Origin of the sequence: Catellatospora tritici (assembly GCF_019083965.1) — a bacterium.
Classification (GTDB): Bacteria; Actinomycetota; Actinomycetes; order Mycobacteriales; family Micromonosporaceae; genus Catellatospora; species Catellatospora tritici.
Genome location: NZ_JAHRCY010000015.1, coordinates 166955 through 189604 on the forward strand (window position 1 = coordinate 166955; position 22650 = coordinate 189604).

Here is a 22650-nt window from a genome sequence, read left to right on the forward strand (position 1 = left end):
TACACAATTCCGGCGGACACAGTGGTGATAAGTCCGTAATGTGACACAATGTCGCTAGGCTGGTGCGGTGACCCGTGCCTTCACCGCCCGCCGCGCCGTCCTGGGGCTGACAGCCGCCACGCTGCCGTTCACGGTGGCCGGTGCGGCGGTCGAGGAGCCCGACCCGTCCATCGTCCTGGACGAGGTGCGCCGCGCCAGCGTCTCCGAGTTCATCGACGTTCCGGCCCAGGTGGCCGCACGCAACTCGGCCACGCTGCGTGCCCCGGCCCGCGGCGTGCTGGTGGAGCTGACCGTCCAGCCGGGCCAGTTCGTGCACCAGGGCGAGGTGCTGGGCCGCGTCGACTCCCCGCTGGCGATGCAGCGGCTGGCCCGCGCCCGCCAGGCCGCGAACACGGTCAAGTACATCAAGAAGATCGACCCCGCCGACCTCGACGACATCATCGACGACCTGCGCAAGACCGGCGAGGAGCAGTTCGACGAGGCCCGTGACGTCGCCGAGCTCATCCCGTTCCCGGAGCTGCGCGACGCCGCGCTCGAGGAGATCGACGAGCGCGAGGACCTCTTCAAGGACACCATCGACGACGTGGACGACTTCGCCGACGACGTGCACGACAATCTCAAGAAGCTCGACGAGATCCTGGTCGGCATCAACGCGGTGACCCGGTTGCTGACCCAGTCGGCCGCCGACGCGGCGCAGAACACCGTGGACGCGCTGACCCTGGTCGCCCCGATCGACGGCACGGTGCAGCTCGGCGGCCCGGAGAGCAACGCGATCATCGCGTCGATGCTGGCCGACCGGCTGCCGCAGGGACCGCTGGCCACCCTGCTGCCCGGCCTCACCGGCATCGACGTCGGCGTCGGCGGGCCCGGGGACCCCGGGGTCAACGACACCCCGGAGGTCGGCGATCCCGTCACGGCGGGCCGGGCCATCGTCACCATCGTCGACACCAGCGAGCTGTCACTGGTCGGTGAGATCGACGAGACCGACGTGCTGAATGTCAAGAACGGCGACGACGCCACGGTCAGCCTGGAGGCGGCGCCGGGGGCACGGTTCAACGCCTCGATCACCTCGATCGACGTGCTGCCGACCAAGTCGGCGCGCGGCGGGGTGGCGTACCGGACCAAGTTCGCGCTCAACGGCGAGCTGGAGCCGGTGCCGCTGCCGGGCATGTCCGCGGTGGCGCACCTGCCGGTGGGCGACACGAACGCCAAGCTGTCGGTGCCGACCGACGCGCTGTTCACCAAGCTCGGTCAGAGCTTCGTCTGGCTGGTCCGGGCCGGCAAGGCGGTGGCCCAGGCGGTCAAGATCGGGGCGGCGGGCGACGGCCGTACGGAGATCCTGGATGGCCTGACCGACGGTGACCAGATCGTGGTGAGCGGCCTGGCCCGGGTCCGCGAGGGAATGACCGTCGAGTGACGGCCGCCGGTTCCGTCGCCGTGATCGAGGCGCGGCAGGTCTCGCGCGACTACCGGGTCGGCACGACCGCCGTCGCCGCGCTGCACGGCGTGAGCCTGCGGATCGTACGCGGCGAGCACGTCGCCCTGACCGGCCCGTCCGGCTCCGGCAAGTCGACGCTGATGCACCTGCTCGGCGGCCTGGAGCGGCCCACGGCCGGGCAGGTGCTCATCGACGGCGAGGACGTCGGCGCGCTGCCCGCGGGCAGGCTCGCCCGGCTGCGCAACAGCGTGATCGGATTCGTGTTCCAGAGCTTCCACCTGCAACCGCAGGCCACCGCGGTCGACAACGTCGCCCTGCCGCTGGTCTACCGGGGCGTGCCCGGCCCGCAGCGGCGCCGCCGCGCCCTGGACCTGCTCGACCGGGTCGGTCTGGCGCACCGGGCGCAGCACCGGCCCGGCCAGCTGTCCGGCGGTGAGCAGCAGCGGGTCGCGGTGGCGCGGGCGCTGGTCACCGAACCGGCGGTGCTGCTGGCCGACGAGCCCACCGGCAACCTGGACTCCGCCGCGGGCGAGCAGGTGCTCAGCCTGCTGGAGGAACTGAACGTCGAACGCGGGGTGGCCCTGGCGATCGTCACGCACGAACGCCGGATCGCCGACCGCGCGCGGCGCCGGATCGAGCTGCACGACGGGCGGATCACCGCCGACACCGGAACGGAGTGGTGATGAGGTTCGCCGAGGCGTGCCGGGTGGCCGCCGCGTCGCTGCGCGCCACCCCGCTGCGCAGCGCGCTGACCATGCTGGGGGTGACCGTCGGGGTCGCCTCGGTGATGGTGCTGGTCGCGGTCGGCAACGGCACCCGGCAGGAGGTGGCCGGGACGGTGTCCAGTCTCGGCTCGAACCTGCTCCTGGTGGTGCCGGGCAAGCTGGAGATCGGCATGCCCGCCACCTCGCGGCTGCAGCTGTCCGATGTGACCGCGGTGGCGCGGGTCGTCGGGGACCCGGACCGGGTGGCCGCCTCGGTCGCCTCGGGCGAGACCGTACGGGCGGGCAACGCCAAGCTGTACACCAGCGTCGTCGGGGCGCTGGACAACTCGCCCCGGGTGTTGACCCGGCAGCTGACGGCGGGCGCCTACCTGTCGCCCACCGACGTGGACCTGGCCCGGCGGGTGACCGTGCTGGGTGCCACGGTCGCGCGCACGCTGTTCGGCCCCGCGAACCCGGTCGGGGCACAGGTCAGCGTCGCCGGGGTGCGGTTTCGGGTGATCGGGGTGTTCGCCCCGCTCGGGCAGAGCCTGGGCGTGGACCGTGACGACGAGCTGCACATCCCGCTCACCACGGCGCACCGGCTGCTGGGCACCGGCCGGGTGGACATGCTGGCCGTACGCGCCGACGCGCCCGCGCAACTGGCCGACCTGACCCACCGCATCTCGGCCGAACTGGCCGCCCGCCATCCCGAGACCGAGTTCAGCGTGGTCACCCAGGATCAGATCGTCGGCGTGCTGGACCGGGTGCTCAGCCTGCTCGGCGGGGTGCTGGCGGCCACCGCCGGGATCTCGCTGCTGGTCAGCGGGGTGAGCGTTTCCAACATCATGCTGGTGTCGGTGCGGGAGCGGGTGCGCGAGATCGGCCTGCGCCGGGCACTGGGCGCCGGACCGGCCGACATCGCCGCCCAGTTCCTGGCCGAGGCGGTGCTGCTGACCAGCGTCGGCGGCGTGGTCGGCATCGGCGTCGGCGCGCTCGGCTCGGTGCTGGTCGACCGGCTCACCCCGGTGCCCGCGGCGCTGACCTGGTGGTCGGTGCTGCTCAGTTTCGCCGTCGCGGCGACGGTAGGGGTCGTGTTCGGGGTGGCGCCCGCGTTGCGCGCCGCCCGCCTGGACCCCGTACCGGCGCTGCGGACGGAGTGAGGTCGGCCGGACGGAGTGAGGTCAGCCCTGGCCGAGCTTGGCGGTCGGGGTGATCCGCACGATGACGCGCTCCTCGCCCGGCTTGGCGAACGGGTAGTCCTTGCCGAGGTACTTGTTGGACAGCTTGTCGATGTGGGCACGGGCGCCCTCCTCGACCAGCTCGGCGGTGCCCTTCACCCACAGCGCGCGGTAGTCGTCGGCGCGGTCGACGACCGAGATGCCGACGCGGGGGTCGCGGACCAGGGCGTCGTACTTCACCCGGCCTTTGGCGGTGTTGAAGATGATGTGCTCGCCGTCGGTGTCGACCCATACCGCGGTGACGTGCGGGGAGCCGTCGAACGCGGTCACGGCCACGTGCGCGAGCTGCGGCTCGTTGAGCAGGGCGACGTCTTCTTCGGTCAGGATTGGCATGAGAGCGAATCTACCGGGCGAAACCGCAGCACATAGGTCATTCGATGCCGAGGGGGATGCGCAGGCTCACCGCGCCGCGCAGGTCCAGCCAGGCGCTGCTCGGGCCGCAGACCAGCCGCATGATCACCTCGGTGCAGGAGGGGCAGCGGGCGACCAGGCCGGGCGCGTGCGCGTACACCCGCAGCAGTGCCACCGGCCCCTCGGCGCCGCAGTGCGCGCACCTGCCGCTGGCCGCCGTCAGATCCACCGCGAAGATCTCCCGCAGCGGCCCGGCCAGCGCGTTTCCGTCGGTGTAGTCGCCGTCGGCGAGGTAGTCCTCGCCAGGGCCCTGGAACGGGTTCATCGTGATCCTCTCGGTCAGGGGCCGCTCGGGCCGAAGCGTTCGGTGCGCACCCGGCGCGGCTCGTGGCCGAGCGCGATGAGGATGTCGGCGACCGCCTCCACGAACCCGGTCGGCCCGCACACGAAGCAGGAGGGCTGGAACTCGGCGGGCCAGCCGTGCGTGTTCACCTCGGCCACGCCCAGCCGCCGGGGCTCACCGGGCCAGCCCTCCGGCGCCTGCCGCGTGTACACGTACGCGACGTCCAGGCCGAAGTCCTCGCGCGCGCGGCGACGCAGCTCGTCGGCGTAGAAGCGATCCTCGGGCGTACGCACCGAGTAGAGCAACCGGAACAGCGCCATGCTGCCCGCCGCGCGCCGGGTGCGGACCATCGCCATCAGCGGCACGATCCCGGAACCGCCCGCGACCAGCGTCACCGGCACGGTGTCGGTGTGCCGCCACACGAACCAGCCGCCCACCGGCCCACGGATCTCCACCGGATCCCCCACCGCCAGCACCTCGGCCAGGTACGGCGAGACCTCGCCCTCGTCCACTCGCTGCACGGTGAGCTCGACGTGCGAACCGTTCGACGCCGAGGCGATGGAGTAGCTGCGCTGCGTGCTGTACCCGTCCTCGGCGGTCAGCCGCACATCCACGTGCTGACCGGGCAGGTGTCCCGGCCAGCCCGGCACGTCCAGGACCAGGGTGCTGGCGCTGGACGTCTCGGCGCGGCGCTCCACCAGCCGCGCCACGCGCCACTCGAGCCGCCGGCTCAGTCCCCCTGATACCGCTGCTCGCGCCATGGGTCACCGTAGTCGTGGTAGCCGGCGCTCTCCCAGAACCCCGGTTCGTCCTCGTTGAGCAGCTGGATCCCGCGCACCCACTTGGCCGACTTCCACAGGTACAGGTGCGGCACCAGCAGCCGGGCCGGGCCGCCGTGCGCGGGCGGCACGTCCTCGCCCTCGTACTTGAACGCCACCCACGCCTGCCCGTCGAGCAGGTCCTCCACCGGCAGGTTGGTGGTGTAGCCGCCGTAGGAGTGCACCAGCGCGAAGTCGGCGGCGGTCTCCACGTTCTCCAGCAGCGTGTCCAGGCTGACCCCGGTCCAGGTGGTGCCGAGCTTCGACCACTTCGTCACGCAGTGCAGATCGACCGTGACGGTCTGGCTGGGCAGCGCCATCAGCCGCTCCCAGCTCCAGGTGTACCGCTGCCCGGCCTCCGTGATGATCACGAATTCCCAGGTGTCGGTCGGCACGCGCGGCGTGGGCCCGGCCGTGAGCACGGGAAAGTCCTCGGTCAGGTACTGCCCCGGCGGCAGCTTGGGAGCCGCCGCCGAGCGCCGCCCGTGGAACCCCGGCGAGACGATGCCCATCCACTAGAGCTACCACACCCGGGACACGAAAAACCGCTCTTCGCCTGCCGGGAGCGGGGGCGAAGAGCGGTTTCGACGGTATGCGTCAGCGCTGGTCGAGCGGCACGAAGTTCCGCTCCGGCGAGCCGATGTACACCTGGCGCGGGCGGCCGATCTTGGTGGCCGGGTCGCTGATCATCTCGCGCCACTGCGCGATCCAGCCGGGCAGGCGGCCCAGGGCGAACAGCACCGTGAACATCTTCGTCGGGAAGCCCATGGCCTTGTAGATCAGGCCGGTGTAGAAGTCCACGTTCGGGTAGAGCTTGCGCGAGACGAAGAAGTCGTCGGCCAGCGCGATCTCCTCCAGCTGCATGGCCAGGTCGAGCAGCGGGTCCGGCTTGGCCATCCGACCGAGCACGTCCTGCGCCATCGTCTTCACGATCGCGGCGCGCGGGTCGTAGTTCTTGTAGACCCGGTGCCCGAAGCCCATCAGGCGCACACCGTCCTCGCGGTCCTTGACCTTGCGCACGAACGACTGCACGTCGCCGCCCTCGGCCCGGATCCGCTCCAGCATCGCCAGCACGGCCTCGTTGGCCCCGCCGTGCAGCGGCCCGGACAGCGCGTTGACACCCGACGACACCGAGGCGAACAGGCTCGCCTGCGCCGAGCCGACCAGCCGCACCGTCGACGTAGAGCAGTTCTGCTCGTGGTCGGCGTGCAGGATCAGCAGCAGGTCCAGCGCCTTGGCGAAGACCGGATCGATCTCGTACGAGGTCGCCGGCACGCCGAAGGTCATCCGCAGGAAGTTGTCGACGTACCCGAGGGAGTTGTCCGGGTAGAGCATCGGCTGACCGATGGACTTCTTGTACGCGTACGACGCGATGGTGGGCAGCTTGGCCAGCATGCGCACGGTCGAGATCTCGACCTGGTCGTTGTCGAACGGGTCCAGGCTGTCCTGGTAGAAGGTGCCCAGCGCGCTGACGGCGGCCGACAGCACCGACATCGGGTGCGCGTCCTTGGGGAAGCCCTCGAAGAAGCGCTTCATGTCCTCGTGCAGCAGCGTGTGCAGGCGGACGCGCTCGGTGAACTCGCTCAGCTGCGCGGCGGTGGGCAGCTCGCCGTACATCAGCAGGTAGGAGACCTCAAGGAAGGTCGAGTGCTCCGCCAGCTGCTCGATCGGGTAACCGCGGTAACGCAGAATGCCCTCGTCACCGTCGATGTAGGTGATCGCGGAGGTACACGCCGCGGTGTTCACGAAGCCGGGGTCGTACGTGACGAACCCCGTCTCCTTCAGCACCTTGCCGATGTCGAGGCCAGAGGCACCCTCGACGGCGGGCTGTACATCCAGGGAGAGGTGTCCGCCCGGGGTTTCCAGGTTCACATCCGCCACGACTTTCCCTCGCTTTATCGGGAGATCCTTTATCAGTAGTTAAGTTTCACCGTAAGCCCTGCGGTTCGGCACCTGCCGCAGCCCTCGCTGAGGGGAGAATCACGCCGACCGGCTCGTGCTTTAAAGGCACTTACCCGATTTTGGGCCGATTTATGGGACCTTGTGCTGCCGGATCAGGCAGCGCCGCCGTGGTCTGGGCATACCCTGAGAGGGTGGCGACGCTGCCCCACTCGACCATCATGACCGAGGAGGCCGACCGGGCCTTCCTGGCCATCGCGGTGCAGTCCGCGGTGACCAACGTCGAACTCGGCGGCGGGCCGTTCGCCAGCCTCATCGTCAAGGGCGACCAGATCATCGGCAAGGGCGTCAACCGGGTCACCAAGGACCTGGATCCCACCGCCCACTCCGAGATCACCGCGATCAGGGCCGCCTGCCGTCAGCTGATGTCATTCCAGATCCCTGGGACGGTGCTCTTCTCCTCCTGCGAGCCCTGCCCGATGTGCCTGGCCGCGGCGCTGTGGGCACACATCGACCGCGTCGTCTACGGTGCCACCCGCGTCGACGCCGCCCGCAGCGGCTTCGACGACCTTCGATTCTACAACCTCTTCGAGATGCCCCGCCAGCTGTGGTCCACCCCGGTCGTCCAGGTGGTCACCCCGAACCTGATGGACCCCTTCCACGCCTGGCAAGAAAAGATCGACCGCATCCCCTTCTGACGCCCGCCGCCCCGCCCACCCCCGCTCCGCCCCCGCTCCGCGAGGAAAGGAAGGGCACCTTCTTATCGCTTTGCGTAGAGGAAGGGCCCCTTCTTAACTCGTCGCAGGTGCCCACCGCTCCGCGACGGGCTCCCGTCGCCCGGACGTTGATGCAGTTTCCGGGAAAGTGCACGAATCGGGTCCAAGATTCCTGCAGTTTCCCCGAAACTGACGCGATCTTGCTCGGCGTGCGGTGCGGGGCGGGGGTGGCGGGGCGGCCCGGCGCGGGAGCGAGCGCGGGGCGGGGCGCTCAGGGGCGCGGGTGGGCGGCGTGGAACGCGGCCAGGAGAGCGGCCTCGTCGGCGGGGTCGATGCCGCTGGCCCGGGTACGGTCACCCGCGTCGGGCAGCCAGGCGTACGTGTCGCGCACGGTGTCGGCCAGCGGGCGGGTGATCAGCCCCGCCGCCAGGGACCCGCTGACGTCGCGCGTCATGAACCCGGCGTACTCCGGCAGGGACGCCCACATCGGCAGCGAGCGGGGCCCCATCCACTCGCTGACGCCCTGCCCGAGCAGGAACTCCTGGTCAGCCCAGGTCAGCTCCGGGCTCGTGCCCAGCGCCGCGGCGATACCGGCGAAGAAGTCGCCACGGGCGAGCGGCGCGCCGATCCCGTCGTACGCGCCCGCGAGCCGCTGCTCGGCCGCGCGCAGCAGCCAGGCGGCCAGGTCCCGCACGTCCACCCACTGCGCCGACTCGTCCGGCGCCCCTGGCGCCAGCACCTCGCCGCCCCGGGCCAGCCGCGACACCCAGTAGTCGAACCGGTTGAACCGGTCCCCCGGCCCGACGATCAGGCCCGCGCGGCACAGGAACACCCGGTCCGGCCCGACGGCCTCGACCAGCGCCTGCTCGCAGGCGACTTTGGCCGGGCCGTAGTTCTCGCCGGCGGCGTCGTCCTGCTCGGGCGTGGCCGGGGGCAGCAGCGGCGTGTCGGCCGGGGTGCGGCCGGGCACGCTGTGGTCGGCGTAGACGGAGCAGCTCGACACGTACACCCAGTGGCCGACCCGGTCGCCGAGCTGGGCCAGCGCGTGCCGGACGTGGCTGGGTCGGCGCGCCACGTCGATGACCGCGTCGAAGGATTCGCCGGAAAGGGCCGACAAGCCGTCGGGGGTATCGCGGTTCGCGGCGATCAGCCGCACCCCGTCCGGCACCGTCCCCGATACGCCGCGTGCCACGCACGTGACCTCATGTCCAGCGGCGACAGCCTGCGCCGCCACCTCGTGTCCGAGAAAGACCGTCCCACCAAGCACCAGCAGTCGCATGCGTGCCAGCATCACCGCCGCGACGCCCCGCCTGCCACCCCGTTCGCAGTCGGCGTAGCCGCCCCGCCTCGGCCGACGAGTGACAAGTGACGAGTTAAGAAGGTGCCCTTCCTTACTCAGGTGGGTGGGAGGAGGCGGTGGTCGAGGGCGGTGTGGCGACGGCCCGCGCCGAGGGTGCGGACCGCGACGGCCAGCGCGCGGGTGGAACCGGCGAGCACGACCAGTTTCTTGGCGCGGGTGACCGCCGTGTAGAGCAGGTTGCGCTGCAGCATCATCCAGGCGGCGGTGGTCAGCGGGACGACCACGGCCGGATACTCCGAGCCCTGCGAGCGGTGGATGCTGATCGCGTACGCGTGGACCAGCTCGTCCAGCTCGTCGAACGCGTACGGCACGTCCTCGTCCTCGTCGGTGCGTACGGTCAGCGTCTGGTCTTCCGGTGACAGCCCGGTGACCACGCCGACGGTGCCGTTGAAGACCCCGGCCGTGCCCTTGTCGTAGTTGTTGCGGATCTGGGTGACCTTGTCGCCGATCCGGAACACCCGGCCGCCGAAGCGCCGCTCCGGCTTGCCCTCGACCGACGGCGTCAGCGCCTCCTGCAGCAGCAGGTTGAGGTTGCCCGCCCCGGCCGGACCGCGGTGCATCGGGGTCAGCACCTGGATGTCGCGGCGGGCGTCGAACCCGAACCGCTTCGGGATGCGCTTGGAGACGAGGTCGACGACCAGCGGCGCGGTCGCCTCGGTGTCGTCGCACTCGAAGAAGTAGAAGTCGGGGAAGCCTTTGAGCTGTGGGAACTCGCCGCGGTTGATGCGGTGGGCGTTGACCACGACGCCCGACTCCTGCGCCTGCCGGAAGATCTGGGTCAGCCGCACGCGCGGAATGACGTCGGCGTTGAGCAGGTCGCGCAGCACCTCGCCCGCGCCCACCGAGGGCAGCTGGTCCACGTCGCCGACCAGCAGCAGGTGCGCGCCGGGCGCGACGGCTTTGACCAGCTTGTTGGCCAGGATCAGGTCCAGCATGGACGCCTCGTCGACGACGACCAGGTCGGCGTCGAGCGGATTGTCGCGGTCGTATGACGGGTCGCCGCCCGGCTGGAGTTTGAGCAGCCGGTGCACCGTGGTCGCTTCGTGGCCGGTCAGCTCCGCCAGCCGCTTGGCGGCCCGGCCGGTCGGCGCGGCCAGCACGATCTTGGCGCGTTTGGCCCGCGCCAGCTCCACCACCGACCGGACGGTGAAGCTCTTGCCACAGCCCGGTCCGCCGGTCAGCACCGCCACCTTCTCGGTCAGCGCCAGCCGCACCGCCTGCTCCTGCTCGGGGGCCAGCTCGTGCCCGGTGCGCGCCTTCAACCAGGCCTGCGCCTTGACCCAGTCGACCCCGGCGAAGGCCGACAGCCGGTCGCGGCCGGTGTTGAGCAGCCCGAGCAGGCTCTGCGCCAGCCCGCGCTCGGCCCGGTGGAACGGCACGAGGTAGACGGCGGGCACCGCGCCACCGTCTACGCCGGGCACCTCCTCGCGCACCACGCCCTCGTCCCCGACCAGCTCGGCCAGGCAGCGGGTGACCAGCTCGGCGGGCACGCCCAGGTCGTTGCCCTCCTTGTCGGCGACGGCCAGGATCTTCACCGCGTCGGCGACCAGGTTGGGCGCGGGCAGGTAGCAGTGCCCGGCGTCGGCCGCCTCGCTGAGCGTGTACTGCAGCCCGGCCTTGACCCGCTGCGGGCTGTCGTGGGCGATCCCCACCGCCCGCGCGATGGTGTCGGCGGTCCGGAACCCGATCCCCCACACGTCGGCGGCCAGCCGGTACGGCTCCTCGCGCACGACGGTGATCGAGCCGTCGCCGTACTGCTTGTAGATGCGCACGGCCAGGGACGTGGACACGCCGACGCCCTGCAGGAAGATCATGACTTCCTTGATCGCCTGCTGCTCGATCCAGGCCGCCGCGATCAGCTTGGTGCGCTTGGGGCCGAGCTTGGGCACCTCGATCAGGCGCTGCGGTGTCTCCTCGATGACCCGCAGCGTGTCCACCCCGAAGTGGGCCACGATCCGCTCGGCGAGCTTCGGGCCGATGCCCTTGACCAGCCCGGAGCCGAGGTAGCGCTCGATGCCGACGATGGTGGCGGGCAGCACCGTGGTGTAGTTCCACACCTCGAACTGGCGGCCGTAGCGCGGGTGGGAGGTCCAGCGGCCGGTCATCCGCAGGCTCTCGCCGGGCTGGGCGCCCAGCAGCGCGCCGACCACGGTGAGCAGGTCATCGCCCCGCTTCTCGGTGGCGACCCGGGCGATGGTGTAGCCGGTCTCCTCGTTGGCATACGTGATCCGCTCCAGCACCGCCTCCAGCACCACACCGGGCGGCCGGGCGGGGGCCGCCTCACCGGGGGCGGAGGTCTGCGCGGTCACCCCGACATCGTGCCGCATCCGTGTGACGAACGGAGAAAGCGCAGCTTGACAGGCACGTCAGACTGTCGGACGTGAAATCCTTGCTCGATCGAATCGACCGCAGGCTGACCCTGGTGCACGCGCCCCTCACCGGCGACGCGAACAGCCGCACCCGGCTCACCTTCGTCTCGATCCTGGTCGCGCTCGTCGTGCCCGTATGGCTGGCCATGGCCGGGGACTTCGCCTACCACGACGCCGCGCTACGGCTCGGTGGAAAGGTCACGGTCGCCGAGGTCGTCCACGTCAACGGGGACAAGCAGCCCTACTCGGTGACGGTGCGGCTGCCCGCTCCGGTCGATCGGGAGGTCGCCGTCGTGGCGGGCAACGGCCAGAAGATCCCGCCGTACTCGGTCGGCAGCCGGTTGGCGGTGCGCTACGACCCGGCCGAACCCGAGTACGTCGAGTACGCGTCGGAGGGTTTCTCCTGGCCCCTACCGCTGCTCGCGCTCGGGTTCTCCGCCCTGCTGCTGTTCATCGCCTGGCGGGACATGACGCTCCAGCGCCGCCTCGGCCGGGCCGCGATGATCCCGGCTCCCCAGGGCTGACCTCAGCCCGGTTTGATGTTCGGGTTGAGGTGGAAGACGTTGTCGGGGTCGTAGCGGGACTTGAGCGCGGCCAGGCGGCGGTAGTTGTCCAGGCCGTACCCGGCCACCACCCGCTCGGCTCCCTCGGCGCCGATGAAGTTGGAGTAGACCGCACCCGTCGACCACGGCTTCATGTCGGCCCGGGTGTCGCGGGCCCAGCTCACGGCCCGCTTGTCGTCCTCGGGATCGGTCCACAGGCCGAGCGGGTGCACGACCCAGGGCGCCCGCCGCCACGGCACCGGGTAACCGGCGGTCGAGCGGGCCACGGCGCCGCCGTACGGGAACAGCACGTGCTGGGACGGGGACGGCACCACCATGTCGTACGCCCGGTCGCAGTAGCGCTGGACCGCCGCGTCGGGCAGCGACTCCAGGTGCTCGGCCGACCAGTAGTTGCGGTAGCCGGGCGGGTCGTCGAACATGCCCTGCAGCTCGGCGTACGGCACCTCGACGAGCAGCTCGCCCTCGTGCCCCAGCGCCAGCAGCGGCGCCACGACCTGGCGCGCCTCGTCCAGCGTCCCGGCGTAGGTCACCAGCATCGCGCAGGCCAGCTGCCCGACCAGGGGCTCGGGCACGAACTCCTCGGCCGGGCCGGTCAGGTGGATGATGCCACCGCCGACCTCATCCGGGGCCGACTCCATGAACTCCCGGTACGCCGCGACGACCTCCGGTCCGGCCTCCGGCCGCCACAGCAGCAGGGCCACCGCGACCTGCGGCAGCTCGTACAGCCGGAAGGTGAACGAGGTGGCCACGCCGAAGTTGCCGCCGCCGCCGTGCAGCGCCCAGAACAGCTCGGGGTGGCTGGTCTCGCTGGCGGTCACGGTCCGGCCGTCGGCGGTGACCAGCTCGACCGCGAGCAGGTTGTCGCAGGCCAGGCCGTACTTTCGCTCCAGCCAGCCGGAGCCGCCGCCGAGGGTGAACCCGCCGACGCCGGTGGTGGAGACCCGGCCGCCGGTGGTGACCAGGTCGAACGGCTGCCCGGCCCGGTCCAGGTCGCGCATGACCGCGCCGCCGCCGACGACCGCGGTGTGGGCGACCGGGTCGACCGTGACCCGGTTCAGTCTGCGCAGGTCCAGGACGATGCCGCCATCGGTGAGCGCGGTTCCGGCGACGCCGTGGCCGCCGCCGCGTACCGCGATCTCCAGGCCTTCCTCGCGGCCGAAGGCGATGGCGCGGGCCACGTCGGCGGTGTTCGCGCACTGCGCGATCACGGCCGGACACTTGGTGATCATCGAGTTGAACAGGGTGCGCGCGTTCTCGTACGCGGCGTCGTCCCGGGTGAGCACGGTGCCCGCGAATCCGGCCCGCAGCCCGCCCAACGCCCTGGTTCCCAGCACGGTCATGCCCAACCCCCCGTTGGCGCGACTCTCCACCAGGATAAGTGCCGCCGACCGGAGGGTCAGTCGACCGCGCGGACCGGGTGCGGGTCGGTGGTGGGCGGAGCGCCGATCGGGACCTCGCCGTCGCCGTACACGGCCTCGGGGTGCGTCGTCGCGTACGCGTCGAGCGTGTCGGCCTTGGCGGCGGCGAACATCTCCAGCGTGCCGTAACTGATCGCCTGGGTGCCCTTGACCTTGCCGCGCAGGTACGTCCCGTTGTTGGTCTTGAGCAGCACCAGGTCGTTGCTGCGCAGCCCGCGCAGCGTCCACAGGAAGTCGAACAGCTCGGCGTGCCCGGTGTCCATCTTCAGCGCGCTACCGGCCGCCTTGATCAGCGCGGTCACCTTGAGCGGATTGGTGATGACCCCGACCGAGGACGCCTTCTGCCCGATCGCCTTGAGCAGCTGCTGCTGGTGGCGCTGGCGGTCGTAGTCGCCGTTGGGGCCGCTCTTGCGTTGACGGGCGAAGTCCAGCGCCTCCCAGCCCGCCATGTCCCGGCAGCCGACCGGGTGCACGTAGCTGTTGGGCAGGAAGACACCGCTGCGCTTGCCGTACGCGTACTGCGGCTTGCCGTCGACCACGATGTAGTGGTCGGACTTGGTCTCCCGGTCGACGCACATGTGCACGCCGCCCAGCTCCTCCACCACGTCCTTGAAACCGTCGAAGTCGATCACGGCGACGGCGTCGAACTGCAGGCCGGTGAGCTGGTGGATGGTGTTCGCGGTGAGCGCGGCGCCGCCCTGCCAGTCCACGCCGTTGCGCGAGCCGTAGACGTACGCGGCGTTGATGCGGTTGCGCTTGCCGTAGAACCCGGCCTGCGGGTATGCCGGGATGTCGACCAGCGCGTCGCGCGGGATCGACATGAGGTACGCCTTGTCGTGGTCACGCGGCACGTGCAGCACGATGATCGTGTCGGCGCGGCCGCTGCCCTCGGCCCAGCCGTGCCGGGTGTCCAGGCCCAGCAGCAGGATGTCCAGCGGCCCGGTGAGCGTACGCCCGGAGATCGCCGGTGCGGGCTTGAGCGCGTCACCCTCCAGCACCGAGCCGGTCTCCATGGAGCTGGTCAGGCTCTGCAGGTACGACTTGGTCAGCAGCGCGCCGCCGAAGCCGAGCGACAGGACCAGCAGACCGACCCCGGCCAGGACGAAGCCCCACAGCGGCAGGCGACGGCGGGGGCGCTTACGCAGGGTCATCGCGGTCTCTCCATCCGGGGGCACCTGGCGACCGACCATACCAGCCCATTAATGCGTTTTAGGGGTTTTTGTCCACTGATTTGGCTTGCGGAGGTTTCGCCGCATCCTGACGGGGTATGTGCCCGAGGAACCCGACCGCTACAACCGCACCGAGGGAGTTGGTCATGGGTATCACGGACAAGATCAGCAACGAGGCCGAGGATCTCAAGGGCAAGGCCAAAGAGGCGACCGGCAAGATGACCGACAACGAGAGCCTTGAGGCCGAGGGGCACATGGACCAGGCGTCGGCGAAGACCAAGAAGGTCGGCGAGAAGGCGAAGGACACCTTCAACGACGCCAAGGACGCCGCCACGAACGCGATGCGCGGCAAATCCTGAGCCTGGGGCACGGCCTCTGCCATAGGGCGGGGTCGGCGGCGACGAGCCGCCGACCCCGCCCGCTCGCTGCCCCCGCTCCGCTGTTAAGAGGGGCCCTTCTGCTACGCAAAGCGATAGGAAGGGGCCCTTCCTTGCGGCTGGGTCAGTGTTCGGAGCCGGAGAAGGGTTGCGAGGGGTTGCGCGGGTCGCGCGGGTCGTCGTCGGTCAGCCGCTCGGTGTCCTCCCGGTGCCGCTCGTGCTCACGCTCGGTGTCCTCCTGCGCCCGCTCCAGGTCGGACTCGGGTACCGGCGCGATGAAGTCACGCTCTGGGCTGTGGCCTGCCATGACCGTCCTCCTCGGGGTCTGTCGCACACCAGTCACGTACCCGCGCGTCGTTTCCCGCAAACCAGGACAAGACGGACGCACGGTGTATGGTGATCATGTCGGACGGCCCTGTTTCTTGTGCCGTGTTGTGGACCCCCGCGGTCGCCCCGGACCGTAGGATGTGTAGCCATGACCACCAGTGACCGGCTCAGCACTCTGAGTGACACCGCCCGTGTGGCGGAAGAGCTGCGCGCCGAGCTGATCACGCTGCTCGACAAGTGGCAGGCGTGGCGCTCGGACCCGGCGTACCCCGGCACCGGCCGGATCGGACCGGCCTGGCAGGCCGGGTTGGACCACGTCATCGCCACGACCAGCCAGGCCGTCGCCGCGCTGCCGCCGGGCACCGACCCGGCCGTGCTCGCCGACCTGACCCAGCCGCTGCTCACCACGTTCTGGGCGCACCGGCCGGGGCCGATGGCCGACGTGGCGACCAAGGTGGCCATGGTGCGGCTGCGGGCGCTGGCCCTGCACGGCGGCGCGGGCCTGGGGCTCGCGGTGGAGCCCGCTCCCCCGGCCGAGCGGCGCGAGCCGGTGCTCGCCCCGGTCTGATCATTCGTCGTTTACCGGCTGTCGCGGCCGGGTACCTCCGTGACGTAGGCAAAGGTTGCCTGCGAGGGAGGCCTCAAGTGATCATCCTCGGCTTGATTCTGCTGCTCCTCGGCTACTTCCTGCACATCTCGCTGCTGTGGACGATCGGCATCATCCTGCTGATCATCGGCGCTGTGCTGTGGATCGCCGGTTCGGTCGGCCGCCCCGTCGGCGGCAGACGACACTACTGGTAGGAGTGCCTACCGAGTAGGAGCATGACTTGCGGCGGGCCCAATCGGGCCCGCCGCGTCACTGCTCGAGGAGCTTGCCCCCGGCCAGGTGCCAGTGCCGGGTATGGCCCACCGCCGCCGCGAAGTACGCGTCGTGGGTGACCGTGATCAACGTGCCCCGGAACTCCCGCAACGCCGCCTCGATCACGTCGAGGGAGTCGAAGTCGAGGTAGTTCGTCGGCTCGTCGAGCAGCAGCACCCGAGCCTGGCTGTTGACCATCACCGCCAGCAGCAGGCGGCGCAGCTCTCCCGCCGACAGTGTGCGCAGCGGCGCGTCCCACTGGTCCGCGTCGAACAGGTATCCGTCGAGTAGTTGTTCGGCGTCCTCGGCGTAGACCGGGACGCGGCTTCGGAAGAAGTCCAGGACGGTGGTCGGGCGGCGCAGGTCGTCGTGGGTCTGCGGGAGCAGCGACACCCCCGCCGGGGCCTCGATGGCGCCGCCGGTCGGTTCGTCCCCGGCCAGGGCGCGGAGCAGGGTGGTCTTGCCCGCCCCGTTGACGCCGGTGAGCAGGATCCGGTCGCCGCCGTACACGGTGAGGTCGGCGCCGTCGAGCAGGGTGCGCCCGGCCCGGCACAGGGTCAGCCCGCTGGTCCGGACCACGACCTCGTCCGGCGTCGCCTCCTGCGGGAACGCCAGCGCCAGCACCGGCCGGGTCTGCGGCTGGTCGAGCCAGCGCAGCGACTCCATCTGGCGGCGCAGCCGCCGCTCGCGCGCCTTCGCCTTCTTGGCGACCTTCTTCGCGTACCGGCGAATCTTGTCCGCGCCGGGTCCGCTGCGTACGGTCTGCTCCACCCCGGCAGCCTGCTCCCGGGTACGGGCGATGTCGGCCTCCCAGCGTGTTCGGTCCTTCTCCTGCGCCTCGTAGTCCAACAGCAGGCGGTGCCAGCGTCGCGCCTTCTCCTCCCGGTAGGCGGTGTAGCCGCCCTCGTAGGTCTGGAGTTCGTCGTGGATGCCGTCGAGTTCGAGTACGCGGGTGACGGTGCGGTCCAGGAACGCCCGGTCGTGGCTGACAACGAGTAGGCCGCCGGAGAAACCGGCGAGCCAGTCGCCGAGCCAGGCGATGCCCTCGGCGTCGAGGTGGTTGGTCGGCTCGTCGAGGATCAGCAGGTCGGGGGTGTCGAGTAGGACCTGGGCCAGGGTGAGGCGGGCCTGCTCGCCGCCGCTGACCTCGCGCAGGAGAGCTTCATCGGGTAGGTGGGCCAGGTCGAGGCGTTCGCGCACCTCGGCGAGGCGGTTCTCGGCCGTCCAGCCGTGCAGGGCGGTCCAGCGGTCCTGGACGCGGCCGTACTCGGTGAGCACGTCCTCGCCTCGGGCGAGTGCCTGTTCCAGTTCGGTCAGGCGGGTGCGGACGGGGTCTAGTTCGCCCAGCCCGGCGGCCAGGAAGCGGCCGACGGTGGCGTCCGGGTCGGGGACCTGCTGGGCGAACCAGCCGAGGCGGGTGCCGGGTGCCAGGCGTACGTGGCCGGATGCGGGCTTGAGCCGGCCGGTCAGGATGCGGAGCAGGGTGGACTTGCCGGCGCCGTTCGGGCCGACCAGGCCGAACCGGTCACCGGCGCCGAGCACCAGGTCGACCCCGGCGAACAGCGTGTCACCGGAGTAGTGATGGGAAAGAGAGATGGCTTTGAGCAAGGTGATCCCCACGGAAGAGAGTGCGAGCACTGGGTGAGGCGCCGGAAAACAGGCGCACGGGAGCCGACGGCCGTAGGGGCGGTCAGGCTGGGCGAGCGGAAGGCTCAGCGCGTCCCGTGAATCACATGTGCGAAAGGCTCCCCGAGGAGACGACGTGGTCGCTGTCGATCGTGCCGCGCTCCGGGCGGCGGGCGCAACCCTTTTTGGACCCGGGTGCTCGGCGCCGACCACCCCCACCCAGCTGAGTGTGTCTGGGCTTCGGCATTTGGCTAAGGACGAGACGGACGAGGGCTAACCATGCGTACGGCGAAGACCCTCGTTCATTCGCTCCCTGACCTGCGCGGGGGGTCTACCGGCCGAGGACTCGTCGGTCGGTCGCGGTTCGCCTGAGATCGGTTCGCATGAGCACTCCTAGATCATCCGTGAATGTTCCGAGCGGCCCGCACCACCGGTTGCACATGAGGTCATCCCCACCTTGCAGGGAAAGTATGCTGTCTGCCATAGTGCATAGCGATGCAGAGGAGGCACCGATGCCCCGGGACAAGGTCAGCAGTCGGGAGCGGATGGTCAACAGCGCGATCAAGCTGTTGGCCATCCGTGGTGCGGCAGGCACCACGATCGACGGTGTTCTCGCCGACAGCGGAGCGCCGCGCGGGTCGGTCTACCACCACTTCCCGGGTGGCCGGGAAGAGCTCATCACTGCCGCGGCCCTCGTCACTGGCGAGCGCATGTCCGCTTTCCTCCGGAGCGACGACGGCCCGGTGCACCCACGGGAGGCACTCGCGCACCTGGCCGAGTTCTGGCGGTCGCTGCTGATCGCAGGCGACTACCGCTCGGGCTGTCCGCTCGTCGCGCTCACCGTCGACGGCGGCGACCAGATCCCCGCCGCCGCCGAGATCGCCCGCAAGGTGTTCACCGGCTGGCAGGAGCAGTACCGCGACCTGCTGGCTGCGCACGGCATCTCGCAGCAGCGAGCGGTCACGCTGGCCACGCTCACGGTCGCCGCCGTCGAGGGTGCGGTGATCCTGGCCCGTGCCCAGCGCAGCACCGCGCCGCTGGACGACGTCATCGCCGAACTGACCGCGCTGCTCTGAACCACGCCATCCCCTCCCACCCAGAACCACCCGCCCGTGCGACCCCTTCTCAGGAGACACCCATGCCCATGCTCGACGTCTATATCCCCGCCGACGCGCTCAACCCGCAGGCTGAACGTGCCCTGATGGACGAGCTGACCTCGATCCTGATGCGCGCCGAGGGCGCTGACCCGTCGAACGCCTTCGTACGCCAGATTTCCTGGGCCTTCCTGCACCGGCCCGAGGTCTTCGTCGGCGGCGCCGCCCCCGACAAGCCGCACTACCGGGTCATCGCCGGGGTACCGGAGGGCCAGCTCAATGGCACTGCCAAGAAGCAGCAGCTCATCGCGGAGATGACCGACGCAATCGTGCGCGCCGAAGGATCCGGAGACGAGAACGCCCATCACCGGGTCTGGGTCTTCCCCATGGAGATTCCCGAAGGCCACTGGGGCGCATCCGGCGGCGCTCAAGGACTCGCCGACATCCTGGGCGCGGCCATCGGCGACTCCGACAAAGCCCGCCAAGTCGCGGAGCACCGCATCGCCAAGAGCCGCCAGGAACGAGGCATCCCCACCGCCTGAGCACCCCGTGCAGGCCCCGACCTACGACCGACGGTCGGCGCAATGCGGCGGTGAACCTGCCTTACAAGAGGATGGTCTCAGGTTCGAACCTGCCGTGCCCACAACCGAGGCCAGGGCGAAAGCCCTGGCCTTCCCCTTCTCGCCGTACCGGCAGGTCAACCTGCCGACGTCCGTGGTCGACCGCTGTCGCACCGAAGATCCAGCCTGTCGACCTGGCAGGCAGCGTCCGCCTATTTCCTGGCCGCGAATTAGGGTGCTCCCATGATCCGACAGAGCATGCGGGCTGACGCTGATGTGCCCGAGCAGGTTGAGGCAGCCGAGACATGGCTGAGGGTGAACCGGGATGCGCTCACCTACGTGGAAGAGGATGGCTGCGGCTGCTGCTCACAGGTCTGGCGGATGGAAGGTCCTGCCGAGGTGCTGGCGACCATCCCCTCCATCCTGTCGGGTTTTTGGGACCCTGACTGGGACACCGAGTAACGCAGCGATTCCACTGCGCGACCCTGAACCTACGGACATGCCGCAGCACGGTCGGCGAGAGTCGACCGCGAAGTCGGACGGCCCACCCGGGGCGGTCGACGCCTATCACGTCTGGCGGCGTTGCTGTACTCCGCTGCTGTACGGCGCCCAGGCGCGCTAGGTTGTCGCCGTGGCCCGCGACGACTCCAGCAAGTGCTGCTCAGCGTCGGTGGGCATGCAGACGGTGATGTCATCGGCGAACCGGATCGGCGAAAACCAGCGTCGGCGGCAGTGGCCGTGTACGAGACCGATGTGACCAGAGCAGTCAGTCAGGAACCGGGATCGCATAGGTGAGTTCGTAGCGGTCGCCTGGGAACACGATGTCGCATGCTTCGACAGCCAGGTCACCCGCATAGTGTCTACGCTCGATGACCAGGACGTACGATCCGCGCTGCGGCAGTTGGAGTCGTTCGGCCTCCGAGGTTGTCGCCGCTCTGGCGGTCACCTTCTCAACCACCCGATCCACCCGCTGTCCGATCGCGTCCATCCTGGCGATGACGCCGGTGACAGAACCCTCTTCGGGCTGCTCGACGGGCGTCCCACCGGTAAGCGACAACGGCTCCCAGGACCAGGACAGCTGAACCGGGCTGCCGTCGGCGAAGAACCGGTACGCGGTCTCCATCACCGGCTCTCCCACGGCGATGCCCAGCAGCTCGGCAACCCGTGTGGTCGCGGACTTCCGCTCGCTGACGTGCTCCCAGCCCGCCTCATGGTTGGAGTTCGCGGCATCGGTCATGAACGGCGGCGGGCTCGCCTGCCGCCGCGAATACCGGTCGGTGCTGTCGCGGATCAGCCGCTTGCGCGACGTCACGTACACGCCAGCGCCTGGCCGAGCGATCGCCAGCCCTTCATGCCGCAGCACCGCCAAAGCATCTCTCGCCGTCGCCCGAGCCACCCCATAGCGCTGCATCAGCACGTTTTCACCGGGCAGGCGATCGCCCACCTGGTATTCGCCCCGTGCGATCGCCTCCCGTATGTCGTTGGCGATCTCCACGTATCGGTGCGGTGCCCGGTCTGGTGTGTCAGTCATTTCAGGTTCTCGCCCAACCTCTCTAGAGCACAGGCTACGTTGCGGACCCGCATGACGAAACCATCGATCGGCAGAACTGAGGTCGCCAAGGCTTGCACTTCTCTAGAGAGGTGTCGTACTGTCCACATCAGACCTCTCTAGAGAGGTGGAGTCGGGCCTGATGGTTCGGCATCCAGGCACTCACCGGTCCGGGCTCGCACCCTCGGACCGGCGAGTTGCCCGGGAAGGGCGCCAACGCATCTCCCAACCTCGCCAGGCGCCCTTCCCACCACTCACCCGACCCCACAAGGAGGCTCGATGTCTCTGCACACGCCGATCCGCCCGCAGTGAAGATGCGCGATCTGTGCGGCCGAGTGGCCCTGCCACACCCGCAGGCGGCAGCTCCTCGCGCAGTTCGACGGCTCCCGCGCATCCCTGGCGCTCGTGCTGGCACGCCACCTCGTCCAGGCGTGCGAAGACCTCCCGGCAACCGCATCCGGCCTGCTGCACCACCGCTTCCTCGGCTGGCTCAACCCAGCAGCGGCAGCTCCGCGCACGCCCCCGAGACGGCCGGTGCAACTGTTCTCGGACACCCACATGCCGCACGCCGCGTCCACCGGCTACCGCCCGCGACATCCCGTACGAGCGCCGAAACGCGCGACACATCGCCTGCTCGCAGGTGTGTGACCGGATCGTGCAGATGCCCGCGGGTACGGCCGCAGCCGCCGCACCCGCGCAGCGCTGGTCCTACTCCGCTGCCCGAACGGGCTGGGTCGGCACCACCAGGATCGCCAGCAGCAGAGCGAGCAGGGCGGCCACCACCGGCACGCCCGTCACCAGTTCCGGCGTCGGCACCGGCTGAGCCGGGGCGGGGCCCTCACCCACCCAGCGCATCGTGCCGCCGACGGCGTACGCGGTGGCGAAGAAAGCCGCCCAGGTCCACAGCGCCGCCAGCGCGGCGAACAGGCGCAGCTGACGCGGACGGTCCGCGCCCGGCCGCAGCCACCAGGCCAGCAGGTCGACCCCGATGCCGCCGAGCAGGACGCCCAGGGCCATCTCCTTGTTCCCGAAGCCGCTGACGGCGGTGGACAGCCCTGCCAGGAACCCGTACACGATGGTGGCGCTGCCCACCGGCACCCGCCACCGCTTGGCCAGCAGGAGCAGCGGTGCCAGCAGCACCAGGTTGGTCAGCGCCAGCGACGACACGAACCGGCTGGTGAAGCCCTCGTCCGGGTTGGACAGGGCAAGCTTGACCGCACCGGCGTCGAACGTGAGCGCGTTGCCGTACTGCAGGAACAGCAGGATGAGTGTCGACCCGAGGGCGAGCGCGAGCACAGCGGGCAGCAGCGGCCGCAGGCCGGAGACGGCGGGACGGTCCTGCAGCCAGGCGGCGCGCAGCGGGGTGGTCACGATGACGAACATGGACACGACCAGGCCCAGATGGGTGGGGCTGAACAGGATGTCGATGTTCTGCTCGATGCCGAACACCTCGTGCCAGGTGAAGTCGCCGAAGCCGAACACCGCGAAGGCCAGCACCGCCACCGCGGCCGAGCCGTAGCCGACCGGCATGGCGCGCAGGTCGGGGCGGCCGCCGCGCAGGGCCGGACGCACGGTCCAGGCGATCCAGCCACCGGTGACCAGGAAGCCCCAGTAGAAGACGGCGTGCCACGGGGTGAAGAAAGTCTCCAGGCCGGGCACGTTGTTGTGGGCCCAGGCGTCCAGCATCAGCCCGACCGTGAACCAGGTGCCGAGGATGACCATCACCAGGTCGGTGCGGTAGCTCGTGATCGGGCGGACGGGTTCCGGTCCGGACGGTGCGGCTTCGGTGCCGGATACGGTTTCGGTGCTGACCATGGTGGCTCCCCAGGTCGGATGCGGACGCGCCGGTGCGCGAGCCAGGATACCGCCGCT

Annotated in this window: 24 protein-coding genes and 1 pseudogene; 12 read left to right on the plus strand and 13 right to left on the minus strand. The window is 70.2% G+C overall.

All coding sequences use genetic code 11. The annotated features are described in order from the left end of the window. Window positions 1-67 precede the first annotated feature (67 nt). The 3 genes from KUA19_RS29330 to KUA19_RS29340 are packed head-to-tail and all read left to right on the plus strand — an operon-like array spanning window position 68 to window position 3302. Window positions 68-1417 carry an efflux RND transporter periplasmic adaptor subunit gene (locus KUA19_RS29330; protein ID WP_217401001.1) on the plus strand — a complete coding sequence of 450 codons (1350 nt, stop codon included), beginning with the start codon at window positions 68-70 and terminating at the stop codon, window positions 1415-1417. Next, a complete protein-coding gene (locus KUA19_RS29335) occupies window positions 1414-2121 on the plus strand; it encodes an ABC transporter ATP-binding protein (protein WP_372451874.1) in 708 nt (235 codons plus the stop codon). The genes KUA19_RS29330 and KUA19_RS29335 overlap by 4 nt, the downstream gene beginning before the upstream one ends. Then, window positions 2121-3302 carry an ABC transporter permease gene (locus tag KUA19_RS29340; RefSeq protein ID WP_217401003.1) on the plus strand — a complete coding sequence of 394 codons (1182 nt, stop codon included), beginning with the start codon at window positions 2121-2123 and terminating at the stop codon, window positions 3300-3302. Before KUA19_RS29335 ends, KUA19_RS29340 begins: the two co-directional genes overlap by 1 nt. Window positions 3303-3323: 21 nt before the next feature. On the opposite strand, the gene KUA19_RS29345 is transcribed toward KUA19_RS29340, so the two are convergent. From KUA19_RS29345 to KUA19_RS29365, 5 genes are all read right to left on the minus strand, one after another. Then, window positions 3324-3713: a PPOX class F420-dependent oxidoreductase gene (locus tag KUA19_RS29345; protein WP_217401005.1), complete on the minus strand. Its 390-nt coding sequence runs from the start codon at window positions 3711-3713 to the stop codon at window positions 3324-3326. Between the two features lie 37 nt (window positions 3714-3750). Beyond that, entirely contained in the window at window positions 3751-4056 is a 306-nt protein-coding gene (locus tag KUA19_RS29350; RefSeq protein WP_217401007.1) for a DUF6510 family protein, read from the minus strand. Between the two features lie 14 nt (window positions 4057-4070). Beyond that, a complete protein-coding gene (locus tag KUA19_RS29355; protein WP_217401009.1) occupies window positions 4071-4835 on the minus strand; it encodes a ferredoxin reductase in 765 nt (254 codons plus the stop codon). Further along, window positions 4805-5404, minus strand: coding sequence for a sulfite oxidase-like oxidoreductase (locus KUA19_RS29360; protein WP_217401011.1), 600 nt, complete (start codon window positions 5402-5404; stop codon window positions 4805-4807). The genes KUA19_RS29355 and KUA19_RS29360 overlap by 31 nt, the downstream gene beginning before the upstream one ends. Window positions 5405-5489: 85 nt before the next feature. Beyond that, the gene (locus KUA19_RS29365) at window positions 5490-6773 is read right to left on the minus strand and encodes a citrate synthase (RefSeq protein ID WP_217401013.1); all 1284 of its coding nucleotides are present in this window, start codon (window positions 6771-6773) and stop codon (window positions 5490-5492) included. Window positions 6774-6985: 212 nt separating this feature from the next. Here KUA19_RS29365 and KUA19_RS29370 point away from each other — a divergent pair, with 212 nt between their 5' ends. Further along, a complete protein-coding gene (locus KUA19_RS29370; RefSeq protein ID WP_308167710.1) occupies window positions 6986-7489 on the plus strand; it encodes a nucleoside deaminase in 504 nt (167 codons plus the stop codon). A 289-nt stretch (window positions 7490-7778) separates the two neighbouring features. On the opposite strand, the gene KUA19_RS29375 is transcribed toward KUA19_RS29370, so the two are convergent. Continuing rightward, window positions 7779-8786: an NAD-dependent epimerase/dehydratase family protein gene (locus KUA19_RS29375; RefSeq protein ID WP_217401015.1), complete on the minus strand. Its 1008-nt coding sequence runs from the start codon at window positions 8784-8786 to the stop codon at window positions 7779-7781. Between the two features lie 116 nt (window positions 8787-8902). Next, complete coding sequence (gene recD2, locus KUA19_RS29380; RefSeq protein ID WP_372451875.1) at window positions 8903-11176, minus strand: SF1B family DNA helicase RecD2; 2274 nt, start codon at window positions 11174-11176, stop codon at window positions 8903-8905. Window positions 11177-11247: 71 nt separating this feature from the next. On the opposite strand from recD2, the gene KUA19_RS29385 reads away from it, so the two are divergent. After that, window positions 11248-11760 (plus strand): DUF3592 domain-containing protein, encoded by a 513-nt coding sequence (locus tag KUA19_RS29385; protein ID WP_217401019.1) that lies wholly within the window; start codon window positions 11248-11250, stop codon window positions 11758-11760. 2 nt (window positions 11761-11762) lie between these two features. Here KUA19_RS29385 and KUA19_RS29390 read toward each other — a convergent pair whose 3' ends face one another. Continuing rightward, the gene (locus tag KUA19_RS29390; RefSeq protein WP_217401021.1) at window positions 11763-13139 is read right to left on the minus strand and encodes an FAD-binding oxidoreductase; all 1377 of its coding nucleotides are present in this window, start codon (window positions 13137-13139) and stop codon (window positions 11763-11765) included. A 56-nt stretch (window positions 13140-13195) separates the two neighbouring features. Further along, window positions 13196-14368 (minus strand): LCP family protein, encoded by a 1173-nt coding sequence (locus KUA19_RS29395; RefSeq protein WP_217401023.1) that lies wholly within the window; start codon window positions 14366-14368, stop codon window positions 13196-13198. Between the two features lie 164 nt (window positions 14369-14532). Here KUA19_RS29395 and KUA19_RS29400 point away from each other — a divergent pair, with 164 nt between their 5' ends. After that, window positions 14533-14745 (plus strand): CsbD family protein, encoded by a 213-nt coding sequence (locus KUA19_RS29400; protein WP_217401025.1) that lies wholly within the window; start codon window positions 14533-14535, stop codon window positions 14743-14745. Window positions 14746-14887: 142 nt separating this feature from the next. On the opposite strand, the gene KUA19_RS29405 is transcribed toward KUA19_RS29400, so the two are convergent. After that, window positions 14888-15070, minus strand: a complete 183-nt coding sequence (locus KUA19_RS29405) for a hypothetical protein (RefSeq protein WP_217401027.1) — start codon at window positions 15068-15070, stop codon at window positions 14888-14890. A gap of 168 nt (window positions 15071-15238) precedes the next feature. On the opposite strand from KUA19_RS29405, the gene KUA19_RS29410 reads away from it, so the two are divergent. After that, the gene (locus KUA19_RS29410) at window positions 15239-15658 is read left to right on the plus strand and encodes a hypothetical protein (RefSeq protein WP_217401029.1); all 420 of its coding nucleotides are present in this window, start codon (window positions 15239-15241) and stop codon (window positions 15656-15658) included. A 77-nt stretch (window positions 15659-15735) separates the two neighbouring features. Next, window positions 15736-15891: a DUF6131 family protein gene (locus tag KUA19_RS29415; RefSeq protein WP_217401031.1), complete on the plus strand. Its 156-nt coding sequence runs from the start codon at window positions 15736-15738 to the stop codon at window positions 15889-15891. A 55-nt stretch (window positions 15892-15946) separates the two neighbouring features. Here KUA19_RS29415 and abc-f read toward each other — a convergent pair whose 3' ends face one another. Then, the gene (gene abc-f / locus KUA19_RS29420; RefSeq protein ID WP_308167711.1) at window positions 15947-17569 is read right to left on the minus strand and encodes a ribosomal protection-like ABC-F family protein; all 1623 of its coding nucleotides are present in this window, start codon (window positions 17567-17569) and stop codon (window positions 15947-15949) included. A gap of 518 nt (window positions 17570-18087) precedes the next feature. On the opposite strand from abc-f, the gene KUA19_RS29425 reads away from it, so the two are divergent. From KUA19_RS29425 to KUA19_RS29435, 3 genes are all read left to right on the plus strand, one after another. Beyond that, window positions 18088-18651, plus strand: a complete 564-nt coding sequence (locus tag KUA19_RS29425) for a TetR/AcrR family transcriptional regulator (protein WP_217401033.1) — start codon at window positions 18088-18090, stop codon at window positions 18649-18651. 62 nt (window positions 18652-18713) lie between these two features. Continuing rightward, window positions 18714-19211, plus strand: coding sequence for a tautomerase family protein (locus KUA19_RS29430; RefSeq protein WP_217401035.1), 498 nt, complete (start codon window positions 18714-18716; stop codon window positions 19209-19211). Between the two features lie 261 nt (window positions 19212-19472). After that, entirely contained in the window at window positions 19473-19691 is a 219-nt protein-coding gene (locus KUA19_RS29435) for a hypothetical protein (protein ID WP_217401037.1), read from the plus strand. Window positions 19692-19995: 304 nt separating this feature from the next. On the opposite strand, the gene KUA19_RS29440 is transcribed toward KUA19_RS29435, so the two are convergent. Continuing rightward, on the minus strand, window positions 19996-20760 hold the full coding sequence (locus tag KUA19_RS29440; RefSeq protein WP_217401039.1) for a GntR family transcriptional regulator: 765 nt from the start codon (window positions 20758-20760) through the stop codon (window positions 19996-19998). Window positions 20761-21099: 339 nt separating this feature from the next. Between KUA19_RS29440 and KUA19_RS43220 the strand changes: the two are divergent. Then, window positions 21100-21267 (plus strand): annotated as a pseudogene (locus KUA19_RS43220) (flavin reductase); the annotation flags it as partial. 219 nt (window positions 21268-21486) lie between these two features. Here the strand turns inward: KUA19_RS43220 and KUA19_RS29445 are convergent. After that, window positions 21487-22593, minus strand: coding sequence for a hypothetical protein (locus tag KUA19_RS29445; protein WP_217401041.1), 1107 nt, complete (start codon window positions 22591-22593; stop codon window positions 21487-21489). Between the last annotated feature and the right edge of the window lie 57 nt (window positions 22594-22650).

What these genes read in the sequence shown, in the direction of transcription:
- KUA19_RS29355 (WP_217401009.1), bottom strand. Translation starts at nt 4,835, where the DNA reads ATGGCGCGAGCAGCGGTATCAGGGGGACTGAGCCGGCGGCTCGAGTGG.
- KUA19_RS29350 (WP_217401007.1), bottom strand. Translation starts at nt 4,056, where the DNA reads ATGAACCCGTTCCAGGGCCCTGGCGAGGACTACCTCGCCGACGGCGAC.
- KUA19_RS29435 (WP_217401037.1), top strand. Translation starts at nt 19,473, where the DNA reads ATGATCCGACAGAGCATGCGGGCTGACGCTGATGTGCCCGAGCAGGTT.
- KUA19_RS29340 (WP_217401003.1), top strand. Translation starts at nt 2,121, where the DNA reads ATGAGGTTCGCCGAGGCGTGCCGGGTGGCCGCCGCGTCGCTGCGCGCC.
- KUA19_RS29445 (WP_217401041.1), bottom strand. Translation starts at nt 22,593, where the DNA reads ATGGTCAGCACCGAAACCGTATCCGGCACCGAAGCCGCACCGTCCGGA.
- KUA19_RS29400 (WP_217401025.1), top strand. Translation starts at nt 14,533, where the DNA reads ATGGGTATCACGGACAAGATCAGCAACGAGGCCGAGGATCTCAAGGGC.
- KUA19_RS29430 (WP_217401035.1), top strand. Translation starts at nt 18,714, where the DNA reads ATGCCCATGCTCGACGTCTATATCCCCGCCGACGCGCTCAACCCGCAG.
- KUA19_RS29440 (WP_217401039.1), bottom strand. Translation starts at nt 20,760, where the DNA reads ATGACTGACACACCAGACCGGGCACCGCACCGATACGTGGAGATCGCC.
- KUA19_RS29405 (WP_217401027.1), bottom strand. Translation starts at nt 15,070, where the DNA reads ATGGCAGGCCACAGCCCAGAGCGTGACTTCATCGCGCCGGTACCCGAG.
- KUA19_RS29395 (WP_217401023.1), bottom strand. Translation starts at nt 14,368, where the DNA reads ATGACCCTGCGTAAGCGCCCCCGCCGTCGCCTGCCGCTGTGGGGCTTC.
- KUA19_RS29410 (WP_217401029.1), top strand. Translation starts at nt 15,239, where the DNA reads ATGACCACCAGTGACCGGCTCAGCACTCTGAGTGACACCGCCCGTGTG.
- KUA19_RS29425 (WP_217401033.1), top strand. Translation starts at nt 18,088, where the DNA reads ATGCCCCGGGACAAGGTCAGCAGTCGGGAGCGGATGGTCAACAGCGCG.
- KUA19_RS29390 (WP_217401021.1), bottom strand. Translation starts at nt 13,139, where the DNA reads ATGACCGTGCTGGGAACCAGGGCGTTGGGCGGGCTGCGGGCCGGATTC.
- KUA19_RS29345 (WP_217401005.1), bottom strand. Translation starts at nt 3,713, where the DNA reads ATGCCAATCCTGACCGAAGAAGACGTCGCCCTGCTCAACGAGCCGCAG.
- KUA19_RS29360 (WP_217401011.1), bottom strand. Translation starts at nt 5,404, where the DNA reads ATGGGCATCGTCTCGCCGGGGTTCCACGGGCGGCGCTCGGCGGCGGCT.
- KUA19_RS29375 (WP_217401015.1), bottom strand. Translation starts at nt 8,786, where the DNA reads ATGCGACTGCTGGTGCTTGGTGGGACGGTCTTTCTCGGACACGAGGTG.